The organism is Hahella sp. HN01, assembly GCF_018986435.1.
Classification (GTDB): domain Bacteria; phylum Pseudomonadota; class Gammaproteobacteria; order Pseudomonadales; family Oleiphilaceae; genus Hahella.
In genome coordinates this window covers 60587-78415 of the sequence record NZ_JAHMIN010000010.1, presented here as the reverse complement: position 1 = coordinate 78415, position 17829 = coordinate 60587, and the positions used below count along the sequence as shown (strand labels likewise).

The following is a 17829-nucleotide window of genomic DNA, read 5'->3' as shown; positions in this document are numbered from 1 at the left end:
GTCAGTCTCCTTCTATCAGGCGTAGATTGGGTTCGGTTTGTTAGGATCGATGCCGTACTTGCGGATCGCTTCAGTCACCACTGAACGTTCGATCTTGTCTTCCCGAGCCAGGCAATCCAGCGCTGCGACAGCTACGTAGTAACGGTCGACTTCGAAGTGCTGTCTCAGCTTCTCGCGAGTGTCGCTGCGACCAAATCCGTCCGTGCCCAGTACGTGAACTGTCTGCTGCGGAATGAACTGACGCACCTGATCGGCGAACAGACGCATGTAATCGGTAGACGCGATAACAGGACCTTCGCGATCTTTCAGACACTGCTTCACGTAGCTCTCGCGACGTGGTTCTTCCGGATGCAACATGTTCCAGCGACGTACGTGATGGCCTTCGCGAGCCAGCTCAGTGAAGCTGGTGACGGACCAGATATCGCTGTCAATGCTGAAGTCGTCTTTCAGCAGTTTCGCCGCTTCGCGCACTTCGTTGAAGATAGCGCCGCAACCCAGCAACTGAACACGCGCCTTGCCGTCTTTCGCGCCTTCTTCGAACAGGTACATCCCTTTCAGGATGCCTTCTTCGGCGCCTTCTGGCATGGCGGGATGCTCGTAGTTCTCGTTCATCAGCGTCAAGTAGTAGTAGACGTTTTCGTTTTCGCCATACATACGACGCAGACCATCGCGAACGATAACCGCTACTTCATAGCCGTAAGTCGGATCATAGGAAACACAGTTCGGGATGGTCGCCGAAATAATGTGGCTATGGCCATCCTGGTGCTGCAAACCTTCGCCGTTCAGCGTGGTGCGGCCAGCGGTGCCACCCAGCAGGAAGCCACGCGCGCGCATGTCGCCAGCAGCCCAGGCCAGATCGCCAACGCGCTGGAAGCCGAACATGGAGTAGTAAATGTAGAACGGGATCAACGGGTAATCGTTGGTGCTGTAGGACGTCGCCGCAGCAATCCACGCGGACATGGCGCCCGCCTCGTTAATGCCTTCCTCAAGGATCTGACCTTGCTTGTCTTCCTTGTAGTACATGATCTGGTTACGATCGTTCGGCACATACTTCTGACCTTCGGAAGTATAAATACCCAACTGACGGAACATGCCTTCCATACCGAAGGTACGGGCTTCGTCAGGAACGATCGGAACAACGCGACCACCGATCTGCTTGTCTTTAACCAGTGCGTTAAGTACACGTACGAACGCCATGGTGGAGGAGATTTCGCGACCGTCGCTGCCTTTCAGTACAGCGTCGAATGCATCCAGACCTGGGATCTGCAGCGGCTGACTGTCTTTGCGGCGCTTGGGCAGGAAGCCGCCCAGGCTCTCACGCATTTTCTTCATGTACAGCGCTTCAGGAGAATCCGGCGCCGGACGGTAGTAAGGCAGGTTCTCAATCTCATCGTCGGAGATCGGCACGCCGAAACGATCGCGGAATTTCTTGACCGTCTCCATATCCAGTTTCTTCAACTGGTGCGTGGTGTTCTGGGCTTCGCCCTGCTCGCCGAAACCATAACCCTTAACGGTATGCGCCAGAATAACCGTCGGCTGACCTTTGTGATTCACCGCATTATGATAGGCTGCGTACACTTTGTAGGGGTCGTGACCGCCGCGGTTGAGCTTGTAAATGTCCTCGTCGGACATGTTCTCAACCATCTTCTGCAGTTCTGGATACTTACCAAAGAAGTGCTTACGGGTGTAAGCGCCGCCATTGGATTTGAAGTTCTGCATTTCGCCGTCGACCGCTTCGTCCATACGCTTCTGCATAAGGCCGTGGTCGTCTTTTTCGAACAGAGGATCCCACAGGCGTCCCCAAACGACTTTCAATACGTTCCAACCCGCGCCGCGGAAGATGCCTTCCAGTTCTTGGATGATCTTGCCGTTGCCGCGCACCGGTCCATCCAGACGCTGCAGGTTACAGTTGATGACGAAGATCAGGTTGTCCAGCTTTTCACGGCCGGCCAAACCGATGGCGCCCAGAGTTTCAGGCTCGTCGCACTCGCCGTCGCCAACGAAACACCACACTTTGCGGCCTTCCATATTGGTCAGCTCACGGCTGTGCAGATATTTCATGACATGCGCCTGGTAGATCGCCTGAAGCGGCCCCAAGCCCATGGATACAGTTGGGAACTGCCAGTAATCAGGCATCAGCCAGGGATGCGGATAAGAGGACAGACCGTTACCGTCAACTTCGCTGCGGTAGTTGTCCATCTGCTCTTCAGAGAAGCGGCCTTCCAGGAAAGAACGCGCGTATACGCCAGGGGAAGTGTGGCCCTGGAAGTAAACCAGATCGCCTTCGCGCTTGTCGTCGCCAGCGTGGAAGAAATAGTTGAAGCCCACATCATATAGAGTGGCGATGGAGGAGAACGAGGACAAATGTCCGCCCAACTCGCCAGGCTTCTTGTTCGCACGCAACACCATCGCCAGAGCGTTCCAGCGCACCAATGAACGAATGCGGCGCTCCATGAACAGGTCGCCAGGCATACGCGCTTCTTTAGTATGCGGAATAGTGTTGCGATAGGGTGTCGTAATGGAATAAGGCAGTTGCGTCCCGTCGCGCGTCGCCCGCTCCGCCAACCGTGTCAGCAGGTAGGTTGCACGCTCGACGCCTTCAGTATCCAGGACGGATTCCATCGAATCCAACCACTCCTGGGTTTCAATAGGATCGGCATCATCATGCATAGAGGTTACTCCTGTAGAGCTAGATTGATTGTAATTGTGTTACCGGACGCGCCGACGCCTCGTGAGCGCCCACGCACCATAAAAAAATGTTCCGGAGTCCCCATCGACCCACATCAGGATCTTTTAAAAAGTAGTCGCGCGGCAGGATTTTTTTATTCATCCAGATTTTGCAGGCGCCGCAGGGAGCGCATGTTTCTGGAATCGGCCTTGCCTTTTTCCAATACGATTTCTTCCACATATGCGAGATGCTCGTGAGCCGCGGCTCGGGCGGCGTTCGGATCTCTCGCCAGTACGGCTTCTTTCAGGCGAAAGTGTTGCTCTTTTATTTTCAGCCGCATCGCCTCTTCTTCGTAGAGGTAATGTAGGTTGCTAACAATATTCTGTTTCAACAAGGTGAACAATGCGCGCATAGTATGAAGCAGCACCACATTATGAGCGGCTTCCGCGATGGACAGATGAAACTCCGCATCCGCTTTCGCCTCTAAATCAGATACGCGTTGTTCGTGATAGTTCAGCCAGTCATTGTAGCGTTTTTCAATTATTTTGCGATCCGCCCCCGTGCCGCGAATCGCGGCGTAGTAAGCGGCCACGCCTTCCAGCGCGTGACGGAACTCCAACAGGTCATACTGCGCTTCCGGATGCTGCCCGATCAGGGCGAACAACGGTTCGGTGTAACTGGCGCCCAGTTCCTGGGACACAAAATTGCCCCCGCCCTGACGCCTCACCACCAGCCCTTTGGCCTCCAGTTTCTGGATAGCCTCTCGCACAGAGGGCCTGGATACTTCAAACTGCACCGCCAACGCCCGCTCGGGAGGCAACCGCTGACCTGGTTTCAGGCTGCCTTCCAATATCATTTGCTCCAGGCTATCGACGATCACATCCGACAACTTGGGTTGTTTGAGGGGCTTCATTACAGGCATTAAAATGTCACCGAGACGGTGTTATGGCTCCAGACAGACGCTAAACGTTTCACTTTCCGACGCTCCCTACCCCGCAGTCTGTGGAATCAAGTTCCTCGCGGGCGGATGTCAGGACATTTAGCCGCAGGCGCTTGAAAGGCCGAGCATGCGCGCAGCGATGTACGCAAGTAAGCTTAGCACGGGAGGCGTATGCGGCCACTTTCCAATAGCCCCGGCGCCCCGCGCGCCGCCTATAATCCTGGTGTTTCTTTGGAAACTGCGGCGGATTCGCCGCTGACGGTATGACCAACAAACTGGTATGACCAATCCAAACGACGCGCAGGCTAACACAACTGTCCTGCAAACGCATTATTGCTTAGACCAAAGTATTAACACTCTACTAACCAGTACATTTATTAGCCATGCACGAGGTTTATTGCCGCTAATTGACACCAGCGGGAACACCGCGTTATTTTAGTCCCAGCACTTTTGGTAAATTGGTATTACCAATTATTAAAACCACAATTCCTCGCACAAAATCCACGGCAGCCAAGACTGAACGTTAGATTTAACTCAGGGGAAGACAACGCAGAGATCAGACATGCAACGAGCCTATCCGGAAAAACCCGAGCAGGTGTATTTTTTCGGCACCTGCCTCATTGATCTGTTCTACCCCGAAGCGGGTATGGCGGGCATTCAATTGCTGGAACGTGAAGGCGTCAAGGTGGTCTATCCGCAACAGCAATCCTGCTGCGGCCAGCCCGCCTATAACTCAGGGTACGACAATGAGGCGCGCAAGGTGGCGGCGGCGCAAATCGCCTGTCTGGGAGAAGAACGGCCAGTTGTAGTCCCTTCTGCTTCTTGCGCGGATATGTTCCGCCATCACTATCCAGACTTGTTCGCCGATACGCCATTGCATAAACAGGCGCTGGATTTGGCTGCGCGCACCTATGAACTCACCGAGTTTCTGGTGCATGTCTGTAAAATTCGCCTTGTGGATCATGGACCTGCCGCCACCGTGGCCATCCACAATTCCTGCAGCGCCCAGCGCGGTACGAAGACAGCGCAAGACGCCATCTCCCTGCTGCGCCAGATGAGCAACGTAGCCATCGTACTACAGGAGCGCGCCTCCGAATGTTGCGGATTTGGCGGCACGTTCGCAGTGAAAGCGCCGGACATTTCCAATGCGATGGTGCAGGACAAGTGCGACAACCTGCTCGCCACCGGCGCCAATGATCTGGTTTCTGGCGACTGCGGCTGTCTGATGAATATCAGCGGAGCCCTGGAAAAGCGCAAAGATAAGCTCCCGGCGCAACATATCGCTTCCTTTATATGGGAGCGTACGCAATGAGCCGTTTCGAGCCCGCCACGGTCAACCTTGAGTTCGACAAACGCGTCGACGACGCCCTACAAGATCAGGAACTGCGCGCTAATTTCCGCGGAGCCATGGACTTCCTGATGGGCAAACGCGCCGCCATGTTTCCCGACAAAGAGGACCTGGAAGCCTTACGCAGCCAAGGCGAAGCCATCCGCAATCGTTGCCTGAACCAGCTGCCTGAGCTACTGGAACAGTTCGAGCAACGCTGTACGGAAAACGGCATACAGGTGCATTGGGCGGAGACTTCGCAGGAGGCCAACGCCATCATTTTGGAGATCATGCACAAGCATGACGCCACCCGAATGGTGAAAGGAAAGTCCATGGCGTCGGAGGAGATTGGACTCAATCATTTTCTGGCCGATCATGGCGTCGAATGCCTGGAAACCGACATGGGCGAATACATCGTCCAACTGGCGGACGAAACTCCCTCGCACATCATCATGCCCGCTATTCACAAGAACAAGCAGCAAATCGCCCGCCTGTTCAACCAGAAGATAGATGGCGTGGAATATAGTGAAGACGTCGACCGCCTGATCGGCATTGGCCGCGACGTATTGAGACAGAAGTTTTTCGAGGCGGAGGTGGGTCTTTCCGGCGTGAACTTCGCCGTGGCGGAGACCGGCACGCTCTGTCTGGTGGAAAATGAAGGCAATGGCCGCATGACCACCACCATTCCGCCTGTGCATATCGCCCTTTGCGGCATTGAAAAAGTGGTTGAGTCGCTACGGGATATTCCTCCCCTGCTGCGCCTGCTTACCCGTTCAGCAACCGGACAGGCCATCACTACTTATTTCAATATGATCAGCGGCCCGCGCAAGCCGGATGAAAAAGACGGTCCACAGGAAGTGCATGTTGTACTGCTGGATAACGGACGTTCGCGTATCTATGCGGATAAGCAACTGCAAGAGACTCTGCGCTGCATTCGCTGCGGCGCCTGTATGAATCACTGCCCGGTATACACGCGCATTGGCGGCCATGCATATGGAACCACTTATCCCGGCCCCATTGGCCAGGTGGTGTCGCCGCAGATTTGGGGTCTGCACACGGCAGGCGCCATCACCAAGGCCTGCTCACTCAACGGCGCCTGTGGCGAAGCCTGCCCGGTCAAGATTCCACTAGCGGATCTGATTCGTCGCCTGCGTTATGAGTCCAACAACAACGAGCCAACGCCCGTACCCGCCCCAAGAGGCCAAGGGTCATTACGCAAACGCTCGGAAGCGGTTACCTGGAAGTTATGGGCGCTGTTGTCGCGCAAACCTGGACTGTACAAACTGGCGCTACTGCTCGCTACCCGACTGCGTGCGCTGACGCCAAAACACATCGGTCCCTGGACCCGCTATCGCAGCGCTCCCAAACCCGCCGCGCGCTCGTTACATGAACTGGCGGCGCAGCGCTCTCAATCAAACGCCTCATCACAGGAGCACGGTCGGCATGAGTAGTCGCGAAGCCATCCTCAACCGTTTACGCACTTATCGGCAGCCGAAACCTTCCCAGCCTCCGCAGGAAACGGCTTCCACCACCGCATCGGCGGAACTCAATATGGCGGAGAAAGTGCGCCTGTTTACCGAAAACCTGCATGCGGCGCACGCTGAAGTGATCACGGCGACACAAGAAGATTGGACACAGCGCCTTTTATCTCTGTGGCGGGAAACGGGCGTCCATAGCGTGATTTACGCCCCGAACACGCCACATGGAGAAAGCCTAAAATCTGCAGCGCATGAGTTTCCCGAACTACAGTTACAAGCCTACGAAAACAGCATCGAGAGCTGTAAAGACGCGCTGTTCAACCACATCCAGGGAGGCTTTGGCACCGCCATGGCGGGCGTCGCCGAGACGGGAACCTTGATGGTGAATACCGGACCCGATGAACCCCGCGCTCTGTCTTTGGTTCCCCCCACGCACAGCCTGATTATCCATGCCAAAGACTTGTATGCGGACCTGCCCGAAGCGTTTCATCAAACCCAAGTCGAATCCGCATTACCGACAAACCTGCTGCTGATCTCCGGTCCTTCCAAAACCGCCGATATTCAGCAGACACTGGCTTACGGCGCCCATGGTCCCAAACGCCTGATCGTCGTTCTGATAGTTACGGAGGAAAGCGTCCGTGTCTGAGTCTTTCACCCGCTTCTCTCAGGCGGTGCGCCAGTTCATTCCCGCCGCCAGAGTGATTGACGATCCCCTGCGTCGTCTCGCCTATGGAACGGACGCCAGCTTTTATCGGTTGATTCCGCAACTGGTGTTGCGGGTGGAAAACGAAGACGAGGTCATCCGCTTGTTACAACAGGCCGACGCTCACCGCATCGCGCTGACCTTCAGGGCGGCGGGCACCAGCCTGTCCGGTCAGGCGGTGACAGACTCGGTGCTGGTGCAGCTGCAGGGATGGCGAGAGCATCAAATCGAGCAGAATGGAGCCCGTATTCGCCTGCAGCCCGGCGTGATCGGCGCTCACGCCAATCGCTACCTGGCGCCCTTTCAACGCAAAATCGGCCCGGACCCTGCGTCCATCAATGCGGCGAAAATCGGCGGCATCGCAGCGAACAACGCCAGCGGCATGTGCTGTGGAACGCAACAGAACAGCTACCATACTCTGGCGCATATCCGTGCGGTGATGGCGGACGGAACGGTCCTGGATACTGTCGACGAGAACTCCCGCAAGGCGTTTGCACAGACGCACGCAACACTGCTGCAAGGCATATCGAGTCTGCGTGTGGAAATTCTCGCCAATCCGGAGCTGGCGGCGAAAATTCGACACAAGTATCGCCTGAAAAACACCACCGGCTACGGCATCAACGCGCTTCTGGACTTTACCGACCCGGTGGATATTCTGGCGCACTTGCTAATCGGTTCCGAAGGAACACTGGGATTCATATCCTCCATTACTTACAACACTGTGGCGGATCATCCTGACAAAGCAACCGCCCTGGTGTTTTTTCCAGACATCCATGTCGCATGTCAGGCGGTGTCGAAGTTGAAGACATCCCCCGTAGCGGCCGTGGAGCTGATTGATCGACGCGGCCTCACCTCCGTACAAAGCAAGCCCGGCACGCCGGAGTTTGTGAGCGATCTACCCCCTGGCGCGGCGGCGCTGTTGATTGAAACCCGCGCCGCTGACGCTCTGATGCTGGACAATCAGATCCAGCAGATACAGCAACTGCTCAATGAGTTTTCACTGCTCAACCAGGTTCCGTTCAGCAAAGACTCCCATCATTGCGCGCAGTTATGGAACCTGCGCAAAGGGTTGTTTCCCGCATTGGGCGCCGCCCGGGACGTTGGCACGACGGTTATCATCGAAGACATTGCCTTCCCGATTGAGCACCTTGCGGAAGGCGTCCTGGAATTGCAGCGCCTGTTCAACGAGTATGATTATCCTGACGCGCTGATTTTTGGCCACGCCCTGGAAGGGAACCTGCACTTTGTGTTTTCCCAGGAGTTTTCCTCCGATCTCGCCATTGAGCGTTATCGCGGACTGATGGACGCCGTGGCGCAATTGGTGGCGGTGCGCTTCGGCGGTTCCCTGAAAGCGGAGCATGGCACAGGCCGTAATATGGCGCCGTTTGTTGAGCTGGAATGGGGGGCGGAAGCCTACGCCGTCATGCGTCGCATCAAAGACCTGTTCGACCCCAAAGGCATTCTGAATCCCGGCGTCATCATCAACGACGACCCGGAGGCGCATTTACGCCACCTCAAGCCGCTCCCCGCAGCGGACCCGCTGGTGGATAAATGTATCGAATGCGGCTTCTGCGAGCCCGCCTGCCCCTCTCGCGAACTAACCCTAACGCCGCGCCAGCGCATCGTCGCCTCCCGGGAAATCGCCCGCCTGCAGGCAAGCGGAGAAGACGCCGAACAATTACGGACATTAATGGACGCTTATGACTACGCCGGCGACGACACTTGCGCCGCGTGCGGTCTATGCGCGCTCAGTTGCCCGGTGAGCATTAATACCGGCGACCTCACTCGTCTGCATCGCAAACAGAAAAACGCTGCGCAAGCCGGTAAAGCCCAATGGGCCGCCGAGCACTTTTCCACGCTGACCAAAGCCACACGCTTAGGCCTCGGCGGAGCCGACGCCATGCACCGGGTTTTGGGTTCAGGGGCGATGACCACGCTAAGCCACGCCGCCCGCAAGCTAAGCAAAGAACGGACGCCGCTCTGGCATCCTTATCTTCCCACCGCCGCCCGTTCATGTCGGACAGATGAAAAGACGGCGGACGTGGTGTATTTCAGCAGTTGCGCCTCCCGCACGATGGGGCCCGCCCGGGGCGATGCGGAAACCCGCTCTCTCACGGAAGCCTGCTTGCGCTTGTTGGAAAAGGCAGGCTTTCAGGTTCGCTTCCCGTCCAATATCGATCAACTTTGTTGTGGTTTGCCCTTCGCCAGCAAAGGCTTCCCCGACAGCGCGCAGCAAAAGGCCGAAGAGCTGGCGCAAGCGCTGCTGACTTCCAGCGACAACGGACAGCTCCCCGTCTTTTGCGACGCCAGCCCATGCACACAGAAATTAAAGGAAGCGATTGAACAAACCGATGCCGGGAAGAAGTTAAAGATTTACGATTCTGTCGAGTTTATTCACGACTACGTGCTCGATCGCCTGAGCATTCAAAAAGAAGATGCGCCTGCCGCCATTCATGTCACCTGCAGCGCACAAAAAATGGGGATTGGCGACAAACTCCTGGCGATCGCCAAACGCTGCTGCCATCAGGTGGTGACGCCGGAACATATCACCTGCTGCGGTTTCGCCGGCGACAGGGGGTTCAGTCACCCAGAATTGAACGCGTCAGCCTTGGCGCCGCTGAAAGCGCAAATACAGGAAAAGGGATGCGGAGAAGGTTTCTCCAATAGCCGTAGCTGCGAAATCGGATTATCGCTGCATTCGGGGGTGCACTATCACAGCATTGTTTATCTGGTGGACAGAGTCAGCGAAAAATTGGAGGGGGCGGCAAGGGTGTAAAGCTACGCATGCCCGTTTGCGTAATCGTTAAGAAAGTGGGCGGTTTCATCGTCGATATCGGTGATCTCCACGCCAACCAGATAGGACGAGGTGCGCACGACGACGTGTCGCACGATAACTGACGCAATGCTCTCCCAACGCTTGGCGTGATGCACGATCTCGACTTTCATGATCAGCGTTGCGCCGACCTGCACCGGAATGGGGAACTCAAACAGATAGCCGTGGGCGGACACGTTATCGATTTTGCCCATGTACATCTTTTTGTCGGGAGTTTTGACTATCGTCCGCCATGACGCGTTCCGCCTGGGACTGCGTCGACCATCATGCTCAGGAGCATCGCTCATCGCATTCTCCGGTTTCACCAGCTTAGTGGAATATCGCAACACCGGCGCATGAACTCCATTATCAGGGCTGTCGATCCAGCCATTGAGTCGCGCCTTAGCCTTTTCTTATCGAGCCTGCATATACTAAAGATTAGCAGACCCTACGCCAACGCCAATTCAGTGCTAACTTGATTTGTATCGGGTTAGGCGCGCGGGCGATCGGACACAATGTCTTCTACGTCATTGACCGGCGAATCCGCGCCAGCGACACAGGGGGAGTAGTGAAAAAGGCTTTGATAACGCTGATTGCTGCGGCGTTGATACTCGGGCTGGGTTATTGGAAATGGCGTCCGCAACCATTACCGGTGTCCCTGTACACACTCAGCAAAGGCTCAGTGGAAAGCACCGTCGCCAACACCCGCGCCGGCGCCGTGCGCGCCTGCCAGCGCTCCAAGCTCTCCATGCCGACTGGCGGCGCGGTATCCGCCCTCCACGTGAAGGCGGGTGACAGAGTCGAATCCGGACAACTGCTTTTGGAGCTTTGGAACAAAGATCTGCGCGCGCTCTATGATCAGGCCCGCGCCGGATTATCCATCGTCGAGCGGAAAAAGGCGGAAATCTGTTTCGGCGCTGAGCGGGATCAAAGAGAATTGCAACGCCAACAGACCCTGGCCAGCAAGAAATTATCCTCTGAAGATACTCTGGACGCCGCTCGCACCCAGGCGGGAATGTCCGCCCTCGCCTGCAAGGCCGCCGCAGCGCAGATTGAAGAAAGTCAGGCTGTCGTAGCGCTGCAGGCCGCCCAATTGGAACGCAGTGCGCTGCGGGCGCCGTTCAGCGGCGTCATTGCGGAAATCAATGGCGAGATCGGCGAATACGTAACGCCATCCCCACCCGGCGTCCCCACGCCTCCCGCCGTCGACCTGATAGACGACAGTTGCCTGTACGTGCGCGCGCCCATAGATGAAGTCGACACGGCGCGCATCAAGGTCGGCATGCCTGCGCGCGTGACCCTGGACGCCTTTCGCGGACGTGCGTTGCAGGCGGTGGTGACGCGGGTCGCGCCCTATGTGCAGGAATACGAAAAGCAGGCCCGCACCGTTGATGTGGAAGTGGAAATCAGTGAATTTCCCAAGGACATGAATTTACTGGTGGGCTACAGCGCGGACATCGAGGTCATTATCGATAACCGGGAAAACGTATTGCGTCTCCCCACTGAGATGATACTGGAAGGCGACGCCGTCCTGAAATTCGATCCGAACGACCAGAGCCTGCATAAAGTCTCCTTCCAGGGCGGCATCGGCAACTGGGTTTACACAGAGGTTGTCAGCGGCCTGAACGAAGGCGATCGCGTCCTCTCTGCACTCGATCAGGAAGGGGCGGAAGATGGCGTGCAGGTGCGTCCGCAACCATGAGCGTCGCGAACCGTTCGTCATCGTCACCATCACAGTTAAAGTCGGCGGAGCCAGTCGTCGCCTTGCATGAGATCAATCGACATTTCCAACTTGGCGAACAGACCGTAAAAGCTCTGGATGCCGTCAGCCTGGAACTGCTGGCCGGCGACTATGTCTCCGTCATGGGACCTTCTGGTTCCGGTAAGTCGACCTTGCTGAATATTCTCGGATTACTGGATCGACCGGACGCCGGCGCCTATTTGCTGAACGGAGCGCCCACCCAGGATCTCAGCGAGGAAAAAAGGGCGCGTTTGCGTCAGCAGAATATCGGATTCGTATTTCAGTCCTACCATCTTATCCCCCGCATGAGCGCACGGGAGAATATTGAGTTGCCGCTGATTCTTGCCGGTACAGCGCCAAAAGAACGCGCACGCATGGTGTCTGAAATGCTGGAGCGACTGGGCCTGACCGCCCGCGCCAGTCACCTGCCCAATCAGCTGTCCGGTGGGCAACGACAACGAGTCGCCATCGGCAGAGCCATCATCATGAAGCCCAAGCTGCTCCTCGCAGATGAGCCAACAGGAAACCTGGACACCCAGTCCGGCGCTGACGTCGTCACTTTATTGGAAGAGTTGAACACTCAGGGCATTACCTTGGTGGTGGTCACTCACGATGTCGAGCTGGGCAAACGCGCCAGACGGCAACTGCGAATGGTGGATGGCCGCATTCAGAGCGACCTGCGCCAAAGCGATGTGAGCGACTAGCCATGCGCGCCATGGACTTAGCCCGCTTCAACTTCCAGGTCATGGTCGGGCATCGCTTTCGCACGATCATGTTAATGATCGCCCTCATTATTGGCGTGGCGGCGGTCAACCTGCTGACCGGACTCGGAGAAGGCGCGCGCCTGTTTGTCTTGGGCGAGTTCAGCTTTCTCGGCAAAAACACGCTGATCATCATGCCTGGGAAAAAAGAGACCACTGGCGGCATGCCTCCGATAACCGGGGAAGCCCCACGGGATCTAACTTTGGAGGACATGCGGGCGCTAACGCGCCTTTCCGCAATCAACCGCACAGCGCCGCTTATCGCCGGTATGGCGGAGCTGTCATATCAAAGCCGACTGCGGGAAAGTTTTGTGGTGGGAACCACCCATGACTTCTTTGCAATCCGCAAGCTGAGCCTGCTGCAAGGGCGGGCATTGCCGCCGGGAGATCCAACATTCGCCGACGCGGTCTGCGTGCTGGGGCAAACACTTAAACGAGAGCTATTTGGCCCTGAGCCCGCCCTGGGTCAATGGGTGCGCGCCGGCGACCGTCGCTTTCGGGTGATCGGCATACTGGAAGGCAAAGGCGTCGCCATGGGCCTGAACTTTGATGAAGCGATGCTGATCCCCGTCGCCAGCGCCCAGATGCTATTCAACCAGGAAGGATTGTTTCGAGTGTTTGCGGAAGTCCGCTCAGAGCGGGAACTGACGCCCACTCGCAACGCCATTCTCAGCATCATCAAGGAAAGACACGACGGCGAGGAAGACATCACCCTGATCACGCAAGACGCGTTACTCTCTTCCTTCGATGAGATTCTACGCACACTGACGCTGGCGGTAGGCGGCATAGCCGGAATCAGTCTGGCCGTGGCGGGAGTGTTGATTATGAACGTCATGCTGATCAGCGTCAGTCAACGCACAGCGGAAATAGGGCTGCTGAAAGCGCTTGGCGCCAGCGCCGCGACTGTCCGCCGTCTATTCCTGAGCGAGGCGCTATTGCTGGCGATAATCGGCAGCCTGATCGGGCTCTTGATAAGCGAGTCCTTATTGGCGGCGGGCCGCCTGCTCTACAACCAGATTCCATTAGGCTCGCCAGTGTGGGTGAAGGTAGCGGCGGTGGGCGTTGCGATTGTCACCGCGCTTCTATTCGCCTATCTGCCCGCCCGCAAGGCCGCCGCCCTGGCGCCCGTCGAAGCGCTGACGCACAAGCAAGGCCCCTGACATGAAAGCGCCGGACTTACTGAAAATGGTGACTCGCACCATCAACTTTGGCCGCACCCGCGCGGTGCTCACGTCACTCGGCATCACCATCGGCATCGCCGCAGTCGCCCTGCTCACTTCTATCGGAGAAGGCGTGCGCAGCTATGTGATGGACGAATTTTCCCAGTTTGGCGCGCGCATCATCGCAATTAACCCGGGTAAAAATGTAACTGGCGGCATGGGAGGCATTCTCAGCACCGTACGCCCCCTCTCATTACAGGACGCGGAAGCCCTGCGCCAGGCGCCTTATGTGGAATATGTGGTGCCGGTTGTGCAAGGGGCCGGAGCCATAGAATACAAACAGCGCACCCGTAACGTGGATATCTTCGGCGTCAGCGCGGACATGCCCGCGGCCTGGCGTTTCGCCGTGGCGCAGGGTCGTTTTTTGCCCCGTAACAACGATGCACGCTCCAGCCCTTATGCGGTCATCGGCCACAAAGTTAAACAAGAGTTGTTTCAAGGTGAAAGCCCATTGGGTCAGCTTATCCGCATCGGCGGCATGCGTTTTCGCGTGATTGGGGTGATTGAGCCCAAGGGAGATATGCTGGGGTTCGATCTTGACGACACCGCCTATATCCCCGCCGATCTGGCGCTGGACCTCTTCAACCGCGAAGGCTTGATGGAGGTTGACGTTATTTTTTCCCCCGCCACAGATTCCACCTACATGTCCGCCCTGATTAAAAAGATGCTGATTCAACGCCATGGCCGCGAAGACTTTACGCTGATCACACAGGATCAAATGCTCACCAGTCTGAACAGCATATTATCGGTGCTGACATTAGCCGTCGGATTGCTAGGCTCTATTTCTCTGCTGGTCGGCGGCGTAGGCATTCTCACCACCATGACCACCAGCGTGAGGGAACGCACCAGTGAAATCGGTTTGCTGCGGGCGCTGGGCGCCACCCGCGCGCAAGTGCTCAGTCTGTTCCTGGCGGAGGCTGTGACGCTTTCGACAATAGGCGGAGTATGCGGGCTGCTGCTCATGGGCGTCGTAACGGCACTGGCCTTTCTGTTCGCCCCGGAATTTCCTATCCGCCCCCATGTGCCGTTTCTATTGATTGCGCTATTACTGTCTTCGCTGATTGGGCTCATTGCAGGCGTCGTCCCGGCGCTACAGGCTTCGCGCTTGAATCCTATTGACGCGCTCAGAACAGAATAAACGCGACTATATCTGCGACATCAAATTCAATGGGTCGTACCAGAGTTCTTTGCGCCGTACTGGCGTCTCCTTTGGTAAAAGCGGGTTTTTGATAACGAAAGCGCGGCGCTCGGACAAGCGCGCTTTATTGATGGAATCGCCATGATGCTTGAGAAAAATCTGATCAAACGTCTTATCGGCGATCATGATATTCAGCCCCCGCTCAATACGTTCAGCCAGCTTGGCGTTCTGCTTGGAAACAAAGAAATAGTATGGCCAGGGATAATAGATCAGCGTGTGCTGCTCAATCTGAATTTGAGACAGATAATCCCGCCGCGCCTGATACTCGGCGAAAATCTCATTCACGCCTCGGGGAAAGTGATCAAATCGGCGTTGCGCCAGCATCTTGAACAAACCTTCGTAACTACTGGCCGTCACAACCTGAAAACCGTTCTTCTCGTAAACCTGGATATCTCCCCACCCCAGGCCCTGCCCAATGCTTAGCAAGCGCAGATCGGACAGATTTTCGAGGGCGTCGAATTTGGCCTGAGTTTCCTCCGTGATCAGGCTGATGCGATAACCCAGCAGCCCTTTACGTAAGGGAATTCGGATGGGCCGCATCAAACGCTCCTTCTCCTCAGAGGTGGAGCTCCAGGCCACATTAAGAACGGATGACCCTCTGTCCAATTCCGCAAGGTAGCGTGCTTCGCTCATCGCCAGAGGCGTCTCCTCCAGCAGATAAGGTCCGTACTGCTCCACGGTTTTATCCAGGGAGACTTTCAACATCTCCACCAGATCGATAAACCGGGTGTCCTGCAAGGATTCGGAAGCGGGAAAAATGACTTTCAACGGCCCGGCGGCCCAGGCGATCTGACAGGCGAAAAAGGCGATTCCAACAATGATCAACTTCATAACGGAGCCCCATCATGAAATGCAGATGGCGTTTATCCTTAAGCTTAGCAAAGCCCGGCGAGCAGTCACGCTCTCCAGGCTCAGCCCCCTTTCTTACGCAGCTTTTTCTTAGGCGAGAAGCCGGCGGGCTTGGAGCCAAGCCACTGCGCAAACTCTTGCACTTCTGGCAGCGCCCGCAGGCTTTCAAGACTGTTGTAATGGGCCGCCAGCTCAGATTCAGACTTCAATCCATGTATGAAGCTGTGGCAAGGGCGACAAACCCAGACAATGGCCTTGTTGAGATAATCCCGATCATACTGACGGCGAATATTTTTCTTGCCGTGCAGCGTCTTGGGGATCAAATGATGGCGAGTCAGAGATGACACTTCGCGACGGCACAACTGGCAGCCGTCAATGTCACGGGGATAATTCCGTTCTGAATCCAACATTTTCGAATCTGTTCTCAGCGTCGTACAACCTCAGTGAAGTAATGCGTACAGCTTGCGACGGTATGTCCGCACCAAAGAATGCGCGGCGCCTAACATGTCGAATAGCTCTATCAGGGTTTTCCTGGCGGCGTCATCGCCGTAACTCCGATCCGTCTGCATCAGGTTCAACAGAGCCTCTACCGCGTCCTCAAACTTATTATTCATGATGGCGTGCAAAGCGAGTTGAAAGCGCGCTTCGGCGTCGGCCTCATTCGCCTGCAAACGTTGCTGGATATCTGCCAGCGGCGCGATCGCGCCAGCCTTTTCCACAAAACGTATGCGCGCCAGCAACTGTTTGACGTCAGGACGCCCCTGGATATCCGCCGGCAAACTGGACAGAATCGCAGATGCTTCGTCCTTCTCTCCCAATGCAACTTTCACTGCGGCGATATCCACCAGAACTTCCATGTTGTTGGGGTCCGCCTGATTCGCCTGAGTCAGCATCGCCAGGGCCTGCTCGGCCTGGCCTTGTTCAACCAGCGCACGGGCTTGCTCACGCAACTCTGCGCCCGGGGTTTGAATGTAGCGGCCCAATAGTTCGCGTACTTTGGATTCCGGCTGCGCTCCGCTGAACTCCCCCGCCAACTTGCCTTGATGGACCAACTTAACCGTAGGCAGACTGCGCACGCCCAGATGAGACGCCAGTTCCTGCTGCTGATCCGCATTCACCTTGGCCAGAATAAAAGCGCCCTGATACTCCGTCGCCAGCTTTTCCAGAATCGGCATCAGTTGCTTACAAGGGGCGCACCAGTCCGCCCAGAAATCCACCAATACGGGAACCTGCATGGATTTTTCCAGAACTTCCGTCTGAAAGTTTTCTAGGGTCGCTTCGATGATATAGGGAGATTCGGCCATGTCAGATATGACTCCGGTTTATAAAAAAGCCAGGCGCGCCGAAAGACTTCGTGCGCCTGAATTGTCGGGAAGAAACAATGCTAAACAATGTGTGGGCGAACTGGTGTAAAAACAAGGCGTCATGGTCCCGCCACCTCTGACAGACTATAATTTAACCAGAATCGTCAGATGTACAGCAGGGCGACACCGGAATCCGACGGTCAAACCGCCATATGTGCAACATAGCCGCCACCAGCGGCTGTCATGCTGAGGAGGATACAATATGTCTATTTCCAATACGCTCCAACGATTTCTGACCAGTCATAACGTGAATTATGAGGTCATTACCCATCCGTACAGTGAAACATCCATGGCCAGTGCGCAAACGGCGCATGTTCCCGTGGAAAGAATGGTGAAAGCAGTCGTGCTCAAGGATGAGAAAGGCTATGTCATCGCCGCCATTCCATCCACCAATCATCTCAATCTGCGTGAAATCAATCAGGCGATGAAACGTCAATTAGATCTGGCCAGCGAGGAAGAGTTATGTGAGCTGTTCGGTGATTGTTCCGCCGGCGCCATTCCCGCTGTCGGAGAAGCGTTCGGCATGCCGACTATCTGGGATGAGCAACTGGCTTATGAACCGGATTTCTATCTGGAAGGCGGCGATCATCAGGAGCTGGTGCATATCTCTCACTATGATTTCATGGAGATGATGAAGAGCTGTCCCCACGGCACATTCAGCGCGCATAACTAACGTCGCCAGAGCGCCCGTTCCATGGGCGCTCCGCTAATTTTTCCAGCCAGCATTACAACTTACTCACCTATTTTATTGGCGCGCCTCACTTTAAC

15 protein-coding genes are annotated in these 17829 nt (G+C 56.1%); 9 read left to right on the top strand and 6 right to left on the bottom strand.

What is annotated here, in order from left to right; all coding sequences use genetic code 11:
- Positions 1-15: 15 nt before the first annotated feature.
- Both aceE and pdhR read right to left on the bottom strand, forming a co-directional pair.
- Entirely contained in the window at positions 16-2670 is a 2655-nt protein-coding gene (gene aceE / locus KP814_RS11690) for a pyruvate dehydrogenase (acetyl-transferring), homodimeric type (RefSeq protein ID WP_216736938.1), read from the bottom strand.
- A 152-nt stretch (positions 2671-2822) separates the two neighbouring features.
- Positions 2823-3590, bottom strand: a complete 768-nt coding sequence (gene pdhR / locus KP814_RS11685; protein ID WP_011395212.1) for a pyruvate dehydrogenase complex transcriptional repressor PdhR — start codon at positions 3588-3590, stop codon at positions 2823-2825.
- 580 nt (positions 3591-4170) lie between these two features.
- On the opposite strand from pdhR, the gene KP814_RS11680 reads away from it, so the two are divergent.
- The 4 genes from KP814_RS11680 to KP814_RS11665 are packed head-to-tail and all read left to right on the top strand — an operon-like array spanning position 4171 to position 9892.
- Positions 4171-4920, top strand: a complete 750-nt coding sequence (locus KP814_RS11680; protein ID WP_216736937.1) for a (Fe-S)-binding protein — start codon at positions 4171-4173, stop codon at positions 4918-4920.
- On the top strand, positions 4917-6386 hold the full coding sequence (locus KP814_RS11675; protein ID WP_216736936.1) for a LutB/LldF family L-lactate oxidation iron-sulfur protein: 1470 nt from the start codon (positions 4917-4919) through the stop codon (positions 6384-6386). Before KP814_RS11680 ends, KP814_RS11675 begins: the two co-directional genes overlap by 4 nt.
- Entirely contained in the window at positions 6379-7059 is a 681-nt protein-coding gene (locus tag KP814_RS11670) for a lactate utilization protein (RefSeq protein WP_216736935.1), read from the top strand. Before KP814_RS11675 ends, KP814_RS11670 begins: the two co-directional genes overlap by 8 nt.
- On the top strand, positions 7052-9892 hold the full coding sequence (locus tag KP814_RS11665) for an FAD-linked oxidase C-terminal domain-containing protein (RefSeq protein WP_216736934.1): 2841 nt from the start codon (positions 7052-7054) through the stop codon (positions 9890-9892). Before KP814_RS11670 ends, KP814_RS11665 begins: the two co-directional genes overlap by 8 nt.
- Before the next feature lie 2 nt (positions 9893-9894).
- On the opposite strand, the gene KP814_RS11660 is transcribed toward KP814_RS11665, so the two are convergent.
- Positions 9895-10236: a PilZ domain-containing protein gene (locus KP814_RS11660; RefSeq protein ID WP_216736933.1), complete on the bottom strand. Its 342-nt coding sequence runs from the start codon at positions 10234-10236 to the stop codon at positions 9895-9897.
- Between the two features lie 260 nt (positions 10237-10496).
- Here KP814_RS11660 and KP814_RS11655 point away from each other — a divergent pair, with 260 nt between their 5' ends.
- The 4 genes from KP814_RS11655 to KP814_RS11640 are packed head-to-tail and all read left to right on the top strand — an operon-like array spanning position 10497 to position 14788.
- Complete coding sequence (locus KP814_RS11655; RefSeq protein ID WP_216736932.1) at positions 10497-11630, top strand: efflux RND transporter periplasmic adaptor subunit; 1134 nt, start codon at positions 10497-10499, stop codon at positions 11628-11630.
- The gene (locus KP814_RS11650; RefSeq protein ID WP_216736931.1) at positions 11627-12373 is read left to right on the top strand and encodes an ABC transporter ATP-binding protein; all 747 of its coding nucleotides are present in this window, start codon (positions 11627-11629) and stop codon (positions 12371-12373) included. The genes KP814_RS11655 and KP814_RS11650 overlap by 4 nt, the downstream gene beginning before the upstream one ends.
- Before the next feature lie 2 nt (positions 12374-12375).
- Complete coding sequence (locus KP814_RS11645) at positions 12376-13590, top strand: ABC transporter permease (protein WP_216736930.1); 1215 nt, start codon at positions 12376-12378, stop codon at positions 13588-13590.
- Between the two features lies 1 nt (position 13591).
- The gene (locus KP814_RS11640) at positions 13592-14788 is read left to right on the top strand and encodes an ABC transporter permease (protein WP_216736929.1); all 1197 of its coding nucleotides are present in this window, start codon (positions 13592-13594) and stop codon (positions 14786-14788) included.
- Between the two features lie 6 nt (positions 14789-14794).
- On the opposite strand, the gene KP814_RS11635 is transcribed toward KP814_RS11640, so the two are convergent.
- From KP814_RS11635 to KP814_RS11625, 3 genes are all read right to left on the bottom strand, one after another.
- Positions 14795-15679: an ABC transporter substrate-binding protein gene (locus KP814_RS11635; RefSeq protein WP_216736928.1), complete on the bottom strand. Its 885-nt coding sequence runs from the start codon at positions 15677-15679 to the stop codon at positions 14795-14797.
- Between the two features lie 80 nt (positions 15680-15759).
- Complete coding sequence (locus tag KP814_RS11630) at positions 15760-16107, bottom strand: HNH endonuclease (RefSeq protein WP_216736927.1); 348 nt, start codon at positions 16105-16107, stop codon at positions 15760-15762.
- A gap of 30 nt (positions 16108-16137) precedes the next feature.
- Entirely contained in the window at positions 16138-17001 is an 864-nt protein-coding gene (locus KP814_RS11625; protein WP_216736926.1) for a co-chaperone YbbN, read from the bottom strand.
- A 262-nt stretch (positions 17002-17263) separates the two neighbouring features.
- On the opposite strand from KP814_RS11625, the gene KP814_RS11620 reads away from it, so the two are divergent.
- Entirely contained in the window at positions 17264-17734 is a 471-nt protein-coding gene (locus tag KP814_RS11620; RefSeq protein WP_216736925.1) for an aminoacyl-tRNA deacylase, read from the top strand.
- Positions 17735-17829 lie beyond the last annotated feature (95 nt).

Coding starts and splice junctions, on each gene's coding strand:
- KP814_RS11680 (WP_216736937.1), top strand. CDS start 4,171: ATGCAACGAGCCTATCCGGAAAAACCCGAGCAGGTGTATTTTTTCGGC.
- KP814_RS11650 (WP_216736931.1), top strand. CDS start 11,627: ATGAGCGTCGCGAACCGTTCGTCATCGTCACCATCACAGTTAAAGTCG.
- pdhR (WP_011395212.1), bottom strand. CDS start 3,590: ATGCCTGTAATGAAGCCCCTCAAACAACCCAAGTTGTCGGATGTGATC.
- KP814_RS11670 (WP_216736935.1), top strand. CDS start 6,379: ATGAGTAGTCGCGAAGCCATCCTCAACCGTTTACGCACTTATCGGCAG.
- KP814_RS11630 (WP_216736927.1), bottom strand. CDS start 16,107: ATGTTGGATTCAGAACGGAATTATCCCCGTGACATTGACGGCTGCCAG.
- KP814_RS11635 (WP_216736928.1), bottom strand. CDS start 15,679: ATGAAGTTGATCATTGTTGGAATCGCCTTTTTCGCCTGTCAGATCGCC.
- KP814_RS11645 (WP_216736930.1), top strand. CDS start 12,376: ATGCGCGCCATGGACTTAGCCCGCTTCAACTTCCAGGTCATGGTCGGG.
- KP814_RS11620 (WP_216736925.1), top strand. CDS start 17,264: ATGTCTATTTCCAATACGCTCCAACGATTTCTGACCAGTCATAACGTG.
- aceE (WP_216736938.1), bottom strand. CDS start 2,670: ATGCATGATGATGCCGATCCTATTGAAACCCAGGAGTGGTTGGATTCG.
- KP814_RS11625 (WP_216736926.1), bottom strand. CDS start 17,001: ATGGCCGAATCTCCCTATATCATCGAAGCGACCCTAGAAAACTTTCAG.
- KP814_RS11675 (WP_216736936.1), top strand. CDS start 4,917: ATGAGCCGTTTCGAGCCCGCCACGGTCAACCTTGAGTTCGACAAACGC.
- KP814_RS11640 (WP_216736929.1), top strand. CDS start 13,592: ATGAAAGCGCCGGACTTACTGAAAATGGTGACTCGCACCATCAACTTT.
- KP814_RS11660 (WP_216736933.1), bottom strand. CDS start 10,236: ATGAGCGATGCTCCTGAGCATGATGGTCGACGCAGTCCCAGGCGGAAC.